This window comes from Shewanella sp. ZOR0012, from assembly GCF_000798835.1.
GTDB lineage: Bacteria > Pseudomonadota > Gammaproteobacteria > Enterobacterales > Shewanellaceae > Shewanella > Shewanella xiamenensis.
This window is the reverse complement of the sequence record NZ_JTLE01000094.1, coordinates 1,028,254-1,043,842: the sequence shown is the minus strand read 5'-3', so window position 1 is coordinate 1,043,842 and position 15,589 is coordinate 1,028,254. Positions and strand designations below refer to the sequence as shown.

15 protein-coding genes and 1 pseudogene are annotated in these 15,589 nt (G+C 46.0%); 5 read left to right on the top strand and 11 right to left on the bottom strand.

From position 1 onward, the window contains the following. From L976_RS06280 to L976_RS06245, 8 genes and pseudogenes are all read right to left on the bottom strand, one after another. Nucleotides 1-263: pseudogene (locus tag L976_RS06280) on the bottom strand (DUF294 nucleotidyltransferase-like domain-containing protein); the annotation flags it as partial. A 150-nt stretch (nucleotides 264-413) separates the two neighbouring features. Continuing rightward, complete coding sequence (locus L976_RS06275) at nucleotides 414-2,150, bottom strand: sodium:solute symporter family protein (protein ID WP_037419920.1); 1,737 nt, start codon at nucleotides 2,148-2,150, stop codon at nucleotides 414-416. A gap of 11 nt (nucleotides 2,151-2,161) precedes the next feature. Further along, nucleotides 2,162-2,428: a DUF4212 domain-containing protein gene (locus tag L976_RS06270; RefSeq protein WP_011622295.1), complete on the bottom strand. Its 267-nt coding sequence runs from the start codon at nucleotides 2,426-2,428 to the stop codon at nucleotides 2,162-2,164. 430 nt (nucleotides 2,429-2,858) lie between these two features. Further along, nucleotides 2,859-3,482, bottom strand: coding sequence for a thiol:disulfide interchange protein DsbA/DsbL (locus L976_RS06265; protein ID WP_047535254.1), 624 nt, complete (start codon nucleotides 3,480-3,482; stop codon nucleotides 2,859-2,861). A gap of 139 nt (nucleotides 3,483-3,621) precedes the next feature. Next, on the bottom strand, nucleotides 3,622-4,473 hold the full coding sequence (locus tag L976_RS06260; protein WP_047535250.1) for an NAD(P)-binding domain-containing protein: 852 nt from the start codon (nucleotides 4,471-4,473) through the stop codon (nucleotides 3,622-3,624). 68 nt (nucleotides 4,474-4,541) lie between these two features. After that, nucleotides 4,542-5,747: an HD-GYP domain-containing protein gene (locus tag L976_RS06255; protein WP_037419911.1), complete on the bottom strand. Its 1,206-nt coding sequence runs from the start codon at nucleotides 5,745-5,747 to the stop codon at nucleotides 4,542-4,544. A 217-nt stretch (nucleotides 5,748-5,964) separates the two neighbouring features. After that, nucleotides 5,965-6,438: a DUF2919 domain-containing protein gene (locus L976_RS06250; RefSeq protein ID WP_047535247.1), complete on the bottom strand. Its 474-nt coding sequence runs from the start codon at nucleotides 6,436-6,438 to the stop codon at nucleotides 5,965-5,967. 245 nt (nucleotides 6,439-6,683) lie between these two features. Then, complete coding sequence (locus L976_RS06245) at nucleotides 6,684-7,304, bottom strand: LysE/ArgO family amino acid transporter (protein WP_037419906.1); 621 nt, start codon at nucleotides 7,302-7,304, stop codon at nucleotides 6,684-6,686. Between the two features lie 112 nt (nucleotides 7,305-7,416). On the opposite strand from L976_RS06245, the gene L976_RS06240 reads away from it, so the two are divergent. Beyond that, complete coding sequence (locus tag L976_RS06240) at nucleotides 7,417-8,334, top strand: LysR family transcriptional regulator ArgP (RefSeq protein ID WP_037426785.1); 918 nt, start codon at nucleotides 7,417-7,419, stop codon at nucleotides 8,332-8,334. Nucleotides 8,335-8,446: 112 nt separating this feature from the next. Here the strand turns inward: L976_RS06240 and L976_RS06235 are convergent, their stop codons facing one another. Together L976_RS06235 and L976_RS06230 are read right to left on the bottom strand one after the other, a co-directional pair. Beyond that, nucleotides 8,447-9,547, bottom strand: coding sequence for an AI-2E family transporter (locus L976_RS06235; RefSeq protein ID WP_037419898.1), 1,101 nt, complete (start codon nucleotides 9,545-9,547; stop codon nucleotides 8,447-8,449). Nucleotides 9,548-9,745: 198 nt separating this feature from the next. Next, nucleotides 9,746-9,979 carry a sulfurtransferase TusA family protein gene (locus L976_RS06230; RefSeq protein WP_037419895.1) on the bottom strand — a complete coding sequence of 78 codons (234 nt, stop codon included), beginning with the start codon at nucleotides 9,977-9,979 and terminating at the stop codon, nucleotides 9,746-9,748. Nucleotides 9,980-10,091: 112 nt separating this feature from the next. On the opposite strand from L976_RS06230, the gene L976_RS06225 reads away from it, so the two are divergent. The 4 genes from L976_RS06225 to L976_RS06210 all read left to right on the top strand — a co-directional run bounded on the left by L976_RS06225 (nucleotide 10,092) and on the right by L976_RS06210 (nucleotide 14,697). Next, complete coding sequence (locus tag L976_RS06225; protein ID WP_047535243.1) at nucleotides 10,092-11,561, top strand: beta-barrel assembly-enhancing protease; 1,470 nt, start codon at nucleotides 10,092-10,094, stop codon at nucleotides 11,559-11,561. A gap of 122 nt (nucleotides 11,562-11,683) precedes the next feature. Beyond that, nucleotides 11,684-12,034 carry an arsenate reductase (glutaredoxin) gene (gene arsC, locus L976_RS06220; protein ID WP_047535240.1) on the top strand — a complete coding sequence of 117 codons (351 nt, stop codon included), beginning with the start codon at nucleotides 11,684-11,686 and terminating at the stop codon, nucleotides 12,032-12,034. A 51-nt stretch (nucleotides 12,035-12,085) separates the two neighbouring features. Further along, on the top strand, nucleotides 12,086-12,466 hold the full coding sequence (locus L976_RS06215) for a DUF2069 domain-containing protein (protein WP_037426780.1): 381 nt from the start codon (nucleotides 12,086-12,088) through the stop codon (nucleotides 12,464-12,466). 278 nt (nucleotides 12,467-12,744) lie between these two features. After that, nucleotides 12,745-14,697: a hypothetical protein gene (locus L976_RS06210; RefSeq protein ID WP_047540192.1), complete on the top strand. Its 1,953-nt coding sequence runs from the start codon at nucleotides 12,745-12,747 to the stop codon at nucleotides 14,695-14,697. 112 nt (nucleotides 14,698-14,809) lie between these two features. On the opposite strand, the gene hda is transcribed toward L976_RS06210, so the two are convergent. Further along, complete coding sequence (hda, locus tag L976_RS06205; protein WP_047535237.1) at nucleotides 14,810-15,520, bottom strand: DnaA inactivator Hda; 711 nt, start codon at nucleotides 15,518-15,520, stop codon at nucleotides 14,810-14,812. Between the last annotated feature and the right edge of the window lie 69 nt (nucleotides 15,521-15,589).

Genomic DNA, 15,589 nt, shown 5'->3' with positions numbered 1-15,589 from the left:
AATAGCGTCGAAAAACCAAAAAACTCCCCTTCGGCGACTCGATCCACTAATACTCCTTCGGGATCGCGCACCTCAAAGGCACCGCTGCGGACCAAATACAATTTCGGCGCATCGGCATCAAAGGTCACAAACCCTGAGGCTTTACTGTAATACCCGACGATGACTGACTTAGCACAATGGCGAATGGTTTCGTCAGGCAAAGTATCAAAGGGAGCTGTAGACGTTAAAAACTGCACAACGGGTTGTAATTCGCTGGCGTTCATAGCAACACCTTATTTTAGGTGAATTTTATCTCACTATAACGCGCTCGATTGTTGGGCCATATACGACTAAAGTCAGGCTCAAACTCTGCACTGACACCACCAAAAACAAAAGGACGCAAACGCGTCCTTTTCTCTTAATCTAGGTGAAAGTTAGTGGCCGCTGGCCTCACCCGCCCCTTTAGGGAAACGGATAGACTCAACCATTTCCTGCACATGAGCTGGTGCCGCTGCGGTCAGTTTGCAGACAATAGCTGCTACCACAAAGTTCACTAGCATGCCCACCATACCGATACCTTCAGGCGAAATACCAAGAAACCAGTTCGCAGGCACGTTTGCAGTAGGATCAACAAACTTGAAGTAGATGATATAACCAGCGGTGAAGAATAAGCCAAGCACCATACCTGAAATAGCACCTTCTTTATTCATGGTCTTAGAGAAGATCCCCATGATGATTGCAGGAAACAGAGATGACGCAGCCAAACCGAAGGCGAATGCCACCACCGCCGCCACGAATCCTGGAGGGTTAACCCCGAAGTAACCCGCAATAACAATACCAATACCAGCAGCAAGTCGAGCGTACATTAACTCTTTCTTGTCAGAAATATTTGGCATCAGGTTTTTCTTCATTAAATCGTGTGACACTGATGTTGAGATAACCAACAACAAACCCGCAGAGGTAGATAGCGCCGCAGCGAGACCACCGGCAGCTACCAGCGCAATCACCCAAGCTGGCAGATTCGCGATTTCTGGCGTTGCTAATACGATGATGTCGTTGTCGATTTTCATTTCGTTAGGGCTAGCAGCATCTTCCATTTTGCCTTTGGCATAGTAGATTTTGCCATCACCATTTTTGTCATCCCATTTGATCAGACCAGTTTTTTCCCAGTTTTTGATCCAATCAGGCGCAGTTTCATAGGCAACACCCTTTTGATCTGGGCCGTTAATGGTTTCGATCATATTGACGCGAGAGAATGCCGCTAATGCAGGAACTGTGGTGTACATGATGGCGATAAACACCAATGCCCAACCCGCTGATATACGAGCATCTTTCACTTTCGGTACGGTGAAGAAACGCACAATAACATGGGGTAAGCCCGCTGTACCGACCATCAAAGCACCAGTAATACAGAACACGTCGATCATGCTCTTAGAACCATCGGTGTAAGGGGCAAAGCCTAAATCCACAGAGAGATTATTCAGTTTCTCTAACAGATAAACGCCAGAATTATTCCCCGCAGCATCGAGTAACTCAGCACCAAAACCAATTTGAGGAATGATATGACCCGTCATCATCACAGACAGGAAGATTGCAGGCACCATAAAGGCGAAGATCAGTACGCAATATTGGGCCACCTGAGTATATGTAATCCCTTTCATACCACCGAGTACCGCATAGAAAAACACTACGGCCATACCAATATATACGCCGGTATCTACCTCTACCTCAAGGAAGCGCGAGAATACCACGCCCACTCCGCGCATTTGGCCAGCAATGTAAGTAAAGCAAATGAAGATGGCGCAAATAACAGCTACCGTGCGCGCCGCTTGGGAGTAATAACGCTCACCCACGAAATCAGGCACGGTAAACTTACCAAATTTACGTAAGTATGGCGCCATACACAGGGCTAATAAAACGTAACCGCCGGTCCACCCCATCAAGTACACACTGCCGTCATAACCGACGAAAGAGACAATACCCGCCAACGAAATGAAAGATGCCGCAGACATCCAGTCGGCGGCGGTTGCCATGCCGTTTACAACGGGATGAACACCACCACCCGCTACATAGAACTCTTTAGTTGAACCTGCGCGAGTCCAGAGCGCAATCCCAATATAGAGGGCAAACGACAGCCCCACAATCAGATAAGTTAATCCTTGTACACCCATCTCTGTGCTCCTTAGTCTTCTTGTACGTTATATTTTTTATCTAAGGCGTTGGCTTTTGCCGCGTAGACAAAAATAAGCGCAACAAAGACATACATCGATCCCTGTTGAGCAAACCAGAAACCTAATTTGAATCCCATAAAATGGATTTCATTGAGTACATCAACCAATAGAATGCCACATCCAAACGAAACTGCGGCCCAAATAGCTAATAGGCCCAAAACCAGACGTAAATTCTCGTTCCAGTAACCTTTTGCTTTATCATTATTTTCAAACGCCATAGCGACTCCCCTGTGCTGTTTTATTTTTAAGTCTCGTTAAATCTAGCAACAGCTGGAGTGACCACAATCAAGACCTTAGTCTAATTTGCGAAATACCTCACATAGCAAAATACAAAATATCATTTAGAACCATCAACTTAACAATGTTTTTACATTTTGTTGTAAAAGTCGTTTTTTGAGCAACTTAGACCAATGTCGAAGAACTTAAGGCTAGAAAGAGACAAATTAGCGTGATAAGTGGAACAACTAGAAAGTAGTAATAGCCTGTCATGTAAACAAAATATCGTATTACTTCGAGTGTAATACGAGAGCAATCATCTCAATCTACACCACTTAGATTTGTCAGCAGACAGGCAAAAAATAACCCAGCATGGCTGGGTTATGGGAAATCGATAAATTGGCGCCAGCATAGACGCCAGTATCAACGTTATTATTTAGCGGCTAAGTACTTCACTAACTCGGCCAATTCTTCAGGAGTATGAACCTTAGACGTGACTAAATAACGGCCATTTACCAATAATGATGGCACACCTTTAATCCCAGCCAATTCCGCTTGCGAATCGTAACTCATCAGTGAAAATTTAGCGTCAACAGAATTCATCGCCGCATCCACATCATCAGCTTTAGCACCTTGAGCCACAAAAAAGGCTTTCACTTGCTCAGGGCGGGTAAATTGCTCACCCTTGTCATGAATTTGTTTAAAAATCGCCTCATGGACTTGCTTGGTCATATTGAGCTTTTGCGCGATATAATAAGCCAATTGGCTCAGTTCCCACGCAGGACGACCCGCCCCCACAGGCGTACGTTCAAAGGCTACATCCTTGCCCAAGAGTTTTACCGTGGAAGCGACAAAGGGTTCCTGTTTGTAGCAATGTGGGCAGTTATAGGAAAAAAACTCTCGCAGCACAGGCTTTTGCGCCTCGCTCATTCCTGCGACAGTGACATAATCCTTCCCTTCTTCAAAACTGGCCGCTTGCAGCGCAAAACTGGCGCTTAAGACCAATCCACAGGCCAAAGCAGCCAAAGGTCGAACAAGATTAGTTAGGGTTTTCATATATTCTCTTCTTATTAGTGAATGATTAACACGCATCATTGAATCGTAAGTCGTTTGCAACAGGCACAAGCCATTAAGATACCTCAAAATATGGCCATTGTTCTTAAACATTTGTTAACAATAGGTGGTAAATCCGCCGCTAACAGGCCGCTAGCATCGCAAGTGGGGAGGTAAACTGATACTTAAATCCCAGATCGCGGACGATTTTATCCCCCAGAATCACTTTGCTGGGTTGCAGCTGGGTATTAAATTGCGGTTCAGCCAATCCCAGTGACAGAGCCGCAGCACCGTAAAATTCGCTTCTCGATGGATGCTCTGGCGCGCATAGATTAAAGATAGAGGCGATCTTCTCTCCCTTTAGCTTAGTGTCAATAATTAAACTGACTGCCGCGACGCAATCCTGTAAATGCACGAGATTGACTGCAACATTACCACCAGCCACATCGGTTTTGCCTGCAAAAAAACGCCCCGGATGACGCTTTGGTCCAACGAGTCCAGCAAAACGCACCACGCAAGTATTAGATTGGTGAGCAAATAAAGCTTCAGCATCCAGCAACACCTGCGCTGAAGGTGACTCGGCCTGGGCATCGGCTTCGGTCATGGATTTATCAAGAGAGGGATAAACGCCCGTGGTGCTAATAAACACTATGCCTTGATATTGCCAGCCTTGGGTTAAGTCGATGAGTTGTTTTAGTTCGTTAAGATAAGCTGTATTACCATGCTTTAGACGAGGAGGAATATTAACAACAAGAAAGTCTGTCTGAAATAAGTCTTGCAACAGTTGTGCATCAGGAACAATATCAGCCTCATCACCAAGTTGTAGTTTGAATGCCTCAATACCCGCGTGTGTTAACGCAGGAAGATCCTCACACTGGCGCTTAGCCCCAGTCACGCGATAACCAGCTTGAACAAGTTGTTTTGCGAGCGCAAAACCGAACCACCCACAGCCTACAACCGCAACACTCTTTTTCTCCACCACAGTGTGTTCCATTATCTCTGACCTACTTACTGCTAATAATATATTTTGGCCAATAGCATACGGAACTCTGGTAAAGGGATTCAAGCTTGTAAGGAACTAAAATAAAAACTAATCCCCTTATCGACCTGCAATGTTCGCCTTGCGCCCTCAGTTAAATCTTCAACTCGCAAAGACTTTTGCACTGTCACGCCCTCATCACTTAAAAAGCGTAACGAAGCTTCACTACCATCTTCTTTACAGGCCCACACCTGAGGCTGACTCACCTCTTTCGTGGTCATAATGACTTTTGCAACGCTATCATCCGATAGCTTAACTAAGGTCCCTGGTGGATAAATACCTAATATCTTGACTAAGACAGAAATCAACGATTCCGAATGTTTACTGGCTCTATTTTTAAATAAGTAACCGAGGGCAACTTGAGGAGAAGAAGCTTGCTGACCACTCAGTTGCTGATCGTAATCATTTGCTAGACTAACGATTTGAGTGACGATGGGAATTTTATGACCTGTGAGCCCATCAGGGAAACCCGAACCATCAACAAACTCATGGTGATGTAACACGATGTTTAGTACTTCTTTAGGGAACAACCCAGAGCGATTAAGCATGTCATAGCCAAAATTAGGATGCATCTGTAAGTAATTGGCTTCATGGGGAGTCAGAGCACCACGCTTTCGACGGATCACATCGGGCACTTTTAGCTTGCCAATATCATGGAATAAACTGCCAAGGGCAATATCGCGCAAATCCCTCGCTGGTAAATCCAGTGCATGACCTATCATCATGGCGAGCACCGCCACTGATACCCCATGCTGGGTCACACTCACATCCTTTTCGTCCATCCCGACTAAGGTCAAGAAGGGTTTTTCCACCTCTTGTAAATGACTGAGTAAATCTTCAACTAAAGCAGCCGATAATCGATAGGCCCCTTCGGGATCACTGACGACCTTACCAAAGATATTACGACACTGATTAACACTCTCCAAAAATCGCTTTTGGCTTAATCGCATCGATTTACGCGTATCCGCTTTCAGATCTCGCTCTGGTGGCGCGGCGTCAATATCTTCAATTTCAACCTCTTCTTCAGCAGTATCAATCTCATCATTACTGCCAGAAATGAGGTAAACATAGGGAACACCAAGCCCCCGGATCATCTCAATCTGAGCCGCACTATTGATATCAACTCGGTTAAATAAGAATGGGTGATTTGTCCACGACAAAGGCAACTTAACCCGCATTCCTAGTTGAAGTTGTGAAAGTAATAGTCTTCTATGATCTGCTTTTGCCACGCAATATGACTCCTTTCATGCACGTAAGAACGCAATATGACTTCTTGGCGCGTACATTTAAGCTAAGTACATATAACTATAGATGATTCAGCAAAATCAGTAAGCTGTTGATGAAAAAATGCTTATCAAACTGAGGTATAGAACACATAAATTATGCTAACTTCATCGAATAAGATATAAAAATCTGTAATAACAAAGAGATGTAGACTAATGTTTTTTAAGTTTTTATTTCCTTCGGCCAATCCGTGAGATAATAAGGCAGTCGTTTTGACTGATAGACATAAAGACAGGACCAAAACAACACCAAGGCATCGAGTGCCAAACTCCAATGGAATAAAAACTGTCCGTGAATTAACCGCTGAGACAGTAAAACCGCATCAACTAATAATAATAACCACAGTCCCCATTTGAGATGGACAAACAACGGCCGAATCCATGAGGGCGAGCGGCGCCGCTCCGCAAGTACGACAAAATAAAGCACTACAGCACCAAGACCTGCCGCGAGTGCAAGTAAAAAGTCTGATTTTTCAGGATAAAAGAGCCTCACCAATTCCGCTCTATCACTGGCTTGAGTCAAGGAGGCTATAAAAATACACCAGCCTCGCGCGAGGAATGCCAAAATCACATATAAAAAAATCGGCGGTTTAATATGGCCTTTATCATCAAGCCAAGTGATGTGACTAAAATTCAACGGCAATCCATTTAGTAAAAACTTAAGCAATAAATATTAAATGGTGCCTATTGGCGTAATTTCAATGGGAGGGATAAACAAATCAAGCACACTCAACGGTTAGATCAACATTTCCGCCGTGTGCGCTACCCCATACTCCCTTCGATATGTAGATTTAACCATTTGAACTTAATATGAATAAGGTCGAAGGATTAGCCCCTTCGACCTGAACATGACAACCAGCCATAAAACTTCAAAAAGGCACATTAATTTACCGTCATATATGGCCAAATAATTGCCGCGGCGATGCTCCACATAGTCAACCAAATAAAACGATCTAAGTATCGCCACGCCGCTGGGCGGCTAAATATCGGCGCCAATAAACGCGCACCAAAACTTAGGCTGAAGAACCAAATAAACGAAGCCAGTACCGCACCCGCACCAAACCAAGGACGATGGGCATCTTCGAACTGAGTACTAATGCTCCCCAGCAGCACGACTGTATCTAAATAAAGGTGTGGATTAAGCAGGCTGATCCCAAGCGTGGTCAGCATGGCTTTACGCAAAGTGTCGGCATTTTGCGCATTATCCATCTCCATCCCTTTAGCGGCAAATGAGGCCTTAAGCGCATTGGCTCCGTACCAAAGCAAAAAAGCGGCACCACCAAAACTGGCCACATGTTTGATGGTCGGGAAGGCTTCAATAATATGCCCAAGCCCAGCAACCCCCGCAGTGATCATTAAGGCATCGATGATTGAACAAAGCAGCGCAATCGGCAAAGGATAAGCTCGCTTAATCCCCTGCTTTAGCACAAAGGCATTTTGCGCCCCTACGGCAATGATCAAACTACCACCAATGCCCATACCTTGTATAAACGCCGTTTGCATAACTACCTCTCATGTCTGAAGAAGGCGCTAGCATAGACAAAACAACAAAATTAATATAACTAATGTTTTTTATGTATCATAAGTAAAATTAATAACCTTAAGGACGGCAATCATGTTGGAATACGCCAATCTTAAAGCGCTTGCGGTCGTCGTCTCCGAAGGCGGCTTCGAGCGCGCCGCCAAAGTGTTGCATATCACCCAATCGGCGGTGTCACAGCGCGTTAGGCAATTAGAAGAACGAGTCGGCCAATCCTTACTTATCCGCTCAACGCCCGTGGTGGCGACCCCAACAGGGAAGCGTTTATTGCGCCACTATTCACAGGTGCAACTACTCGAGAGTGAATTGAGAGCCGAGTTAGATGCCGATGACCCAAATCATCCCACGACGGTGCGAATTGCAGTCAATGCCGACAGTTTAGCGACATGGTTTTTGCCCGCATTGGCCGATATGTTCAGCCGACATGCCTGGCTGCTGGAATTGATTGTCGATGATGAGTCCTACACCCATCACCTATTGAAAAACGGTGAGGCCGTCGGTTGCGTGACCACGACAGCCAACCCCATGGCCGGTTGTAGCAGCGAGTTTTTAGGAACCATGGAATATATGTGCGTCGCCACCCCAGCATTTGCGGCGCGTTATTTCGAATGGGCAAAAAATAGCGATAATGTCGGCGCTCAAATAACCCAAGCGCAGCTTGCGAAAGCCCCGGCCGTGGTGTTTTCGACCAAAGATAAAATGCATGAAAAGTATCTCGCCCAGTATTTTCAAATGTTGCCAGGTCAATGGTGGCAACACAGTATTCCCTCATCGGAGAGTTTTTTAGAGGCGATTAACTTAAGTCTGGGTTACGGTTTAGTGGGTCACTTACAGGCAAAACCCTTGATAGACAAAGGCATATTAATTGAGCTCACCCCAGAAAAACGCATTCGGGTGCCCCTCTATTGGCAGCATTGGAATATCAAAGCCAAACAAACCACTTTGGTTTATCGGGCGCTTGCCGCCACCGCACAGCATCTATTACAGCAATAATGAGTGCAGCAAGAGTGAGTAAAACAATTGTTAGTACAAATAGTTAGCGGATAAAAAAACTGAGCACTCGTGCCCAGTTTTGAACTATTAGTTTTTACCTATTACCAGCGGCTTAGGCTTCTGCCGAATCCGCCTTCACCTGCGCTATCGCCACAGGTTCAATCTCGGTTTTAGGCCAAGCATTGATCACCGCTTTCACCAAGGAGGCTAATGGAATGGCAAAGAACACACCCCAAACGCCCCATAAACCACCGAAAACTAACACAGCAGCAATAATGATCACCGGATGCAAATCCACCGCATCGGAAAACAGGATAGGTACAAGTACGTTACCATCCAAGGCCTGAATAATGCCGTAACCTAGCATTAAATAACCAAACTCAGAGCTAAAACCCCACTGGAAAAAGGCCACCAGCATAATGGGTAGAGTCACTAAGGTCGCGCCCACATAGGGAATCAACACCGACAACCCGGTCAACACCCCCAGTAAGGCCGAGTATCTCAGCCCCATAAAGGCAAAGAAGATGTAGCTCGCTACTCCGACAATCACAATCTCAATCACTTTGCCGCGAATATAGTTAAAGATCTGTTGGTGCATCTCAAACCATACCTTGCGGGCCAGCTGTCGATTAGTAGGGAAAAAACGCTTACTACCGCGGATCAGTTGATCTTTATCCTTAAGAAAAAAGAACACCAACAATGGCACTAAAATAGCGTACACCATCAGCACCAATAATGACGCAGAGTAACCAATCAGCTGTTTCGCAATGTCGAGCACATGTTGGGTATCAAGTAATTTCTTCAACTCGGAGACCATTAAATCAAGCTGTTCAGTACTTATAAATTTAGGATACTGGGTCGCTAACCCCTGCAAGGTCAGTAGCCCTTTATCTATCATATTCGGTAAATCCGTCATCAGACTTACCCCTTGACGCCACACGCTGGGGATTAGCCCAAAGGTCAGCAGCACCACTATCCCTAAAAACAGCACGAGTACTAAGGAGGCCCCCGTCGTGCGATTAATCCCCAATTTCAGCATTTGCGCCACGGGCCATTCGAGTAAAAAAGCCAACACCAGAGCAACAAGTAGCGGGGCTAACAAACCACCAGCAAAATAAAGTACTAACGCTAAACCCACTAGAATGGCCAATAAGGTGACAGCCTGTGGATCACTAAATCGCTCTTGATACCAACGAGAAAAAAAACTAAACATGCATTCATTCCAATGGGGGTTGGCTTTCCCAACAGGCAGGAAAGTGACTTATGAGTTAACCTTATCGCAGTAGATTAACTGTGTATATGCTTGAAAATCAGTTAACTGCTAACTATGACTGACAAGCCTAGGTTAAGTTGCAGTCAGCTAGCTAACTCGCCATTTTGACTGCGGCATTGAATCATGCTTTGTGTATGATTATCCCTGCGATAAATCAACTTTTGTAATTAATAGGCCTAACTGGCTCGCATCATCGTGTAACGTCACGACCTGATGCCCCTGTTTTTTTAAAAAAGTGGGAACATCTCGGCGGGAACCTGGGTCTGAGAGTAGGATATGTAAGCTGTCACCAGCAGACACAGACTTCAACGCAAGTTTGACCTTAACCAAGGGAACGGGGCAGCGCAATGATGTTAAATCAATAAAAATCATAATGAACTTGCTATGAACGAACTTGGGCTATTATCCTAAGTTGCAATTCAAACTACAAGCTAAGGGCTACCTAAGCCTTAGTTGAGACACTTAAAAGAAATAAAGGATCCACTTGCGTAATTTGACGTTTTTGACCCGATGTAAACCCCTTGCGGCGAGTGTGCTTTCATTAATGTTACTCGGTGGAGCCGCAAAGAGTTTTGCCAACAACGACTTGCCCGATCTGGGTACCGCCGCCGTCAATACCTTCAGCCTAGAAAAAGAAATGGTCTATGGCGATGCCTATATGCGCGTTATTCGCTCATCGGCGCCCATGCTGAACGATCCGGTATTGAGCCAATATTTAACTGAACTGGGCAACAAATTGGTCGCCCACGCCACGGGAGTCAAAACGCCCTTTTATTTCTTCTTGCTGCAAAATGATGAAATCAACGCCTTTGCCTTCTTTGGCGGCCACGTTGCGGTGCACACAGGGCTATTTCTTAATGCTGATAACGAAAGTGAACTGGCCTCAGTATTAGGCCATGAAATCACCCACGTGACCCAGCGTCACTTAGCACGCTCCCTCGAAGCACAGCAAAAGACCGGACCTGCGACTGTTGCTGGTTTACTCGGCGCCATTTTATTAACGATCGCAGTTCCTCAAGCAGGGATGGCCGCGTTGGCAACCACCCAAGCCATGGCGACACAATCAAAAATCAACTATACCCGCCTGCATGAAAAAGAAGCCGATCGTATCGGCATGCAAATTTTAGTCGATGCGGGATTTGATCCTAATGCCTCCGCCGATTTCTTTGGCAAACTCGCCAGTCGTTATCGTTTTACGACTACGCCACCGCAAATGCTGTTAACCCACCCTTTACCTGAATCACGGATTTCCGAAGCGCGGGATCGTGCCCAGCAATATCCCCACCGTTATGTGCCGGATAATCTGAACTTCCAGCTCGCTAAAGCCCGTATTCAGGTGCGTTTTTCCAGTTATAGCGACGATGCGGTATTAAGTATGTTTGAAAAGCAGCTCAATAAGCAAACCTACAGCTTTAAAGAGGCGGCCCTCTACGGCAAAGCATTAGCACTGTTTAGATTGAAGAAGTTTGATGAATCCGAAAAAATTGTCGATGAACTATTAAAAATCGATGATAACAACTTGTTTTATCTCGATACTAAGACGGATTTGCTTAACGAACGTAAGGATTATGCCCAGGCAACTAAGTTACTCGAAACTCAGCGGAAGATGAAACCCACTTCGCAGGTGATCAACGCTAACTTAGCCAATATCTATATCGAGGCTGGTGACCCCGCTAAAGCGATTCCGCTGCTCGAAGATATGATTTTCCTCGATAAGCAGAATCAACTGCCCTATCAGTTGCTAAATCTTGCCTACAAGAAACTTGGTAACCAAGGGATGGAGTATTTCTCCAATGCCGAGTTAATGGCGCTAGGCGCTAACTATAAGGGCGCTATCGATCAGCTTAACTTTGCTTACCGCGCCTCGGAAGGTAATCCATTACAACTGGCGCGAATCGAAGCACGTATCCGTCAATTTAAACAAGCGGATAAAGAGATGGATGCCCTAAAGTAAAATCGGCTCTGTTATTTAATCTATTGCTAATCCCTGATAATCGCGCCCCGAACACCCTGACGGGGCGCTGTTTTTTCTGCTATCATCCGCGCCATTGTTTTAGCCGATTGAGCATGAGAACTATGACCCAAGCAACGATTTACCATAACCCACGTTGTTCAAAGAGCCGCGAAACCTTAGCCCTACTCGAGCAACAAGGCTGCGATATCACAATAGTGGAATACCTTAAAAATCCTCCAAGCGCCGCTGATATTCGTGGAATTTTAGCCACGCTCAAACTCAGCGCCCGTGAGTTAATGCGCACTAAGGAAGACGAGTATCAAGCACTAGGTCTTGCCAATCCGGCTTTAACCGAAGAACAACTTATCGACGCCATGGTCAAGACGCCAAAATTGATTGAACGCCCAATCGTACTGGCTAATCAACAGGCAGCCGTTGGTCGTCCACCGGAAAATGTACTGAATATTCTCTAAGTTGTTCAGGCTATTTCACCACTGTTCCAAGATGTTTAGATTAGGAAAATCATGACCTCAAGCTCTCTACTGACACTTAGCCGCTTAGGCTACCTTGCCCTTGTTCTGCTGCTGGGCGGCTGGTTTATTGGTCAAGGCATAAATGGAGAATATACCTTATTATTCAGCCTATTATGGATAGTGCCTTTATTGCTTCCCATCAAAGGCATTTTAAAAGGTAATCCTTACACCTACGCATGGGCGAGCTTTATTTTATGCTTATATATGCTGCACGCCCTCACCTTGTTGTATGTCACGACCGATGCATTGGCCTTTGCCATTATTGAGGTCCTGCTCATTGGCGCGCTGTTAGTCGCGTTCCCGTTTTATGCTCGTATCCGTGGCCGTGAACTCGGCCTAGGTCTGAAGAAAAAATCCGATAAGCAAGACTAATATTCCGAATATAGTAAAGCGCGGTTGATTTACACCGCGCTTTTTGTTGCCCGACACACTCTCTGCGTCAGTCCATCCGTTTTTAGTCAAAATGATCAATGCCCCGCCTATCTCCAATAATCACTACAAACAATCTATACATTTAAGCTACCTTTGATCGCTTTTTGTAACTAAAAGAGCGTGCTATAGTCATTTTTTGTACCAATAAATGACGGTGAATCGTGCCTGTCAAACAACAAAAACAAACAATAACAGCGAATTAATTGGAGTGAGTCATGATGGAAATATGGGGCCCAATTCGTCGATTCAGTATCATAGCCGCAGCAGCAACATTGAGTGCCTGTGGCGGCGGAGGTGATAGCAACAGCGATGGCGGCACCGTTACACCTCCCACAACCAATGTGCCACGTTGTACCTCAGTCACACCATTAGTGACCACAGATACTGGTGCAATTCGGTTTAAGACGGAATCTCAATACGGTGTAGGACAATCCAGTGCCATTATTGCCAGTCTAGGTAATCGCGATTCGCAGGATCTCACCTTCCGTTGGCAACAACTCGAAGGCCCCAACATTGAACTCGTTAGTCAAAATAGTCCTGTGTTAGCGATGGAGCTCCCAGCCGCGGGCAGCTACCGCTTTCGCTTACAAATCACCGGCGCCAATACCAATGTGACGGGTGATATCAGCATTAATGCCGATAACAACACGGGCGGATTGCTGAATATTCGTCAAGATCATCAAGCCGTTGAGGGTAACGATGTGAGCTTGCGAATTGGTCAGCAAGCCGGCCTCAGTGCCGCCAATATCAATTGGTGTATCACCGAAGGCCCCGATGTCAGCCTTGACATAAGCGATCCCTTTAGACCCCTCTTTACCGCACCCGCTGTTGCTCAAGATACCTTAACCCGTCTTAGGGCATCAGCCACGATTAACGGTAATGTAGTGACAGATGAAGCCTTTGTATTAACCACGGCAGCGCCCACGATAAGCTCCAGTTACTTTGATACGCCACTTGCGCGTACTCATGCTTATCATCCAACCTCACCTTATGCCAGTGCGTTAACGAGCTGTGTGTACTCGAATCAGTTAAAAGAGGCTTGTACAATCAATCAATTGCCACTCATAGGCCAAGTTTCGGATAACCTTGATGTCGATACGATTCTTGATAGGGTATTAGTGTCCCACGATTGGATGGGGGACAATTTTGCCGCATTTTTACGGCAGATGGATCCTAATAGTGACTTTGCCCGCCTGCTACAATCGGTCACCGCAGTGGTGATTAGTTATGATGTGCGCCCATCTTTCTATTGGGTTGTTACAGGGGCGATTTATCTCGACCCCAACGACCTTTGGCTGACACCTATGCAGCGCGATACCATCAACGAAGCGCCAGATTATCGCAGTAGCTTTGGCAATGAGCTGAATTTCATCATGCCATGGCGTTACGTTAAAAATAATCAATATGCTTCACAGGGCTTCCCAATCACTACGCGCGCCACACGGACTCTGGCTCAAATTAACCCTGACCTCGCCTCACTCTTATACCATGAGCTCGCTCACGCTAATGACTTCTTCCCAAGAAGCGTGCACGCATCACTTACAGGTCCAAGACTATTGGATGACTATAGTCGCCGAAATGCCAGTAAGAGTTTGATTTCAGATCAAGTAAGCCGCAGTTATCCCCTCACGAGTACCGAAATGACTGGGCTTGCTGGAGTGAGCTTCTTGGGTGCGAAAGCCACTGCCACCCAAAAAGCCTACCAACCTTCGGATGTCAGTACGTTTTTCTCCGGTGATATCGCCAATGATTTTTACAATTATTCCAGCACCCGCGAAGACACTGCAATGCTATTTGAAGAAGCGATGATGAGCTATCGCTATCAGATCCTGCGGGATGTAGCTGTGACAAATGCACCCGATGTAATCACCGCGGATACGATTATCGTCAACTGGGGACAAAGAGGCCGCATTGGCGCCGATAATTTGCTCAACCGTGCAGCCTTAGTGATCGATGGTATGTTACCCGAGTTAGATGGTATTACCTTGCTAGCAAGCCTGCCCGAACCCATCCCGATGACCCAAGGGCAAAGCTGGCGTCAAACATTAGGGATATCGCCCAATGCTGCCATTGTGAAAGGACAACAAAGTAGTACCGCAGCCAGTCGCGATAGCATAGCCGAGCCAGAGCTGCGCTTCAGTGGCGATCGTCATCGCCATCCGCAGCAGTAGTCACTTGATCTAAGCGAGCAGATAGACAAGATTTCAGTATTTCAGCTCATTTGGAGATATAAAAAAGCCCATCGTAATTATGCGACGGGCTTTTTGCTAATACGGTATCGGCTCAGAGGTGCAGCATTTCTTTTGCAAAAGGAATGGTGAGTTTGCGCTGATGCACTAAAGATGCTTTATCAAGTTTATCTAACACATCAAACAGAGTACGAAGGTCTCTTGCCATTCGGTTGAGCAAAAAACGTCCAACGTCTTCAGGTAATTGCAGCCCACGCATGGCAGCACGGCGTTGCAATGCTGCGAGTTTTTCATCATCAGCCATAGGCTGGAGTTGATAATTGAGTCCCCACTGCATTCTTGAGACTAAATCGGGTAATAAAAACCCTGCATCCGCAGGCGAAGACCGACCACTCACCACCAGCGCGCAATGTTTATTTTCAGCAACACGATTATACAGATCAAAAATCGCCTCTTCCCAAACTGGGTGGCCTGCGATGTCGTCCACATCATCAATGCAAATCAAATCAAGTTGTTCCAAACCTTCTAATAGCGCCGTCGAAATACTCGCATGGATCCCAAGTGGCAGATAAAAGCTGCGGCGGTCGAGCTCATTCGCATGGGCACAGGCGGCATGCATTAAGTGAGTACGTCCCGATTTTACGGGTCCCCAAACATAGATAGCCGCTTCACCATGCCCCTCAGCATTAGCGCGCAGCTTTTGAATAAGTTCATCATTACCCGCTGCAGGATAATAACTATTAAAAGTTTCATCGTCTGGCAGATAAACCGGCAATGAAAGTTGTAGCGGTGAGTTTAATGGCACTCGTACGTCTCAATATCAATAAATTATCAACCCCACGCGACTGGGTAGAGTATTTCCCAGCCTCTACGA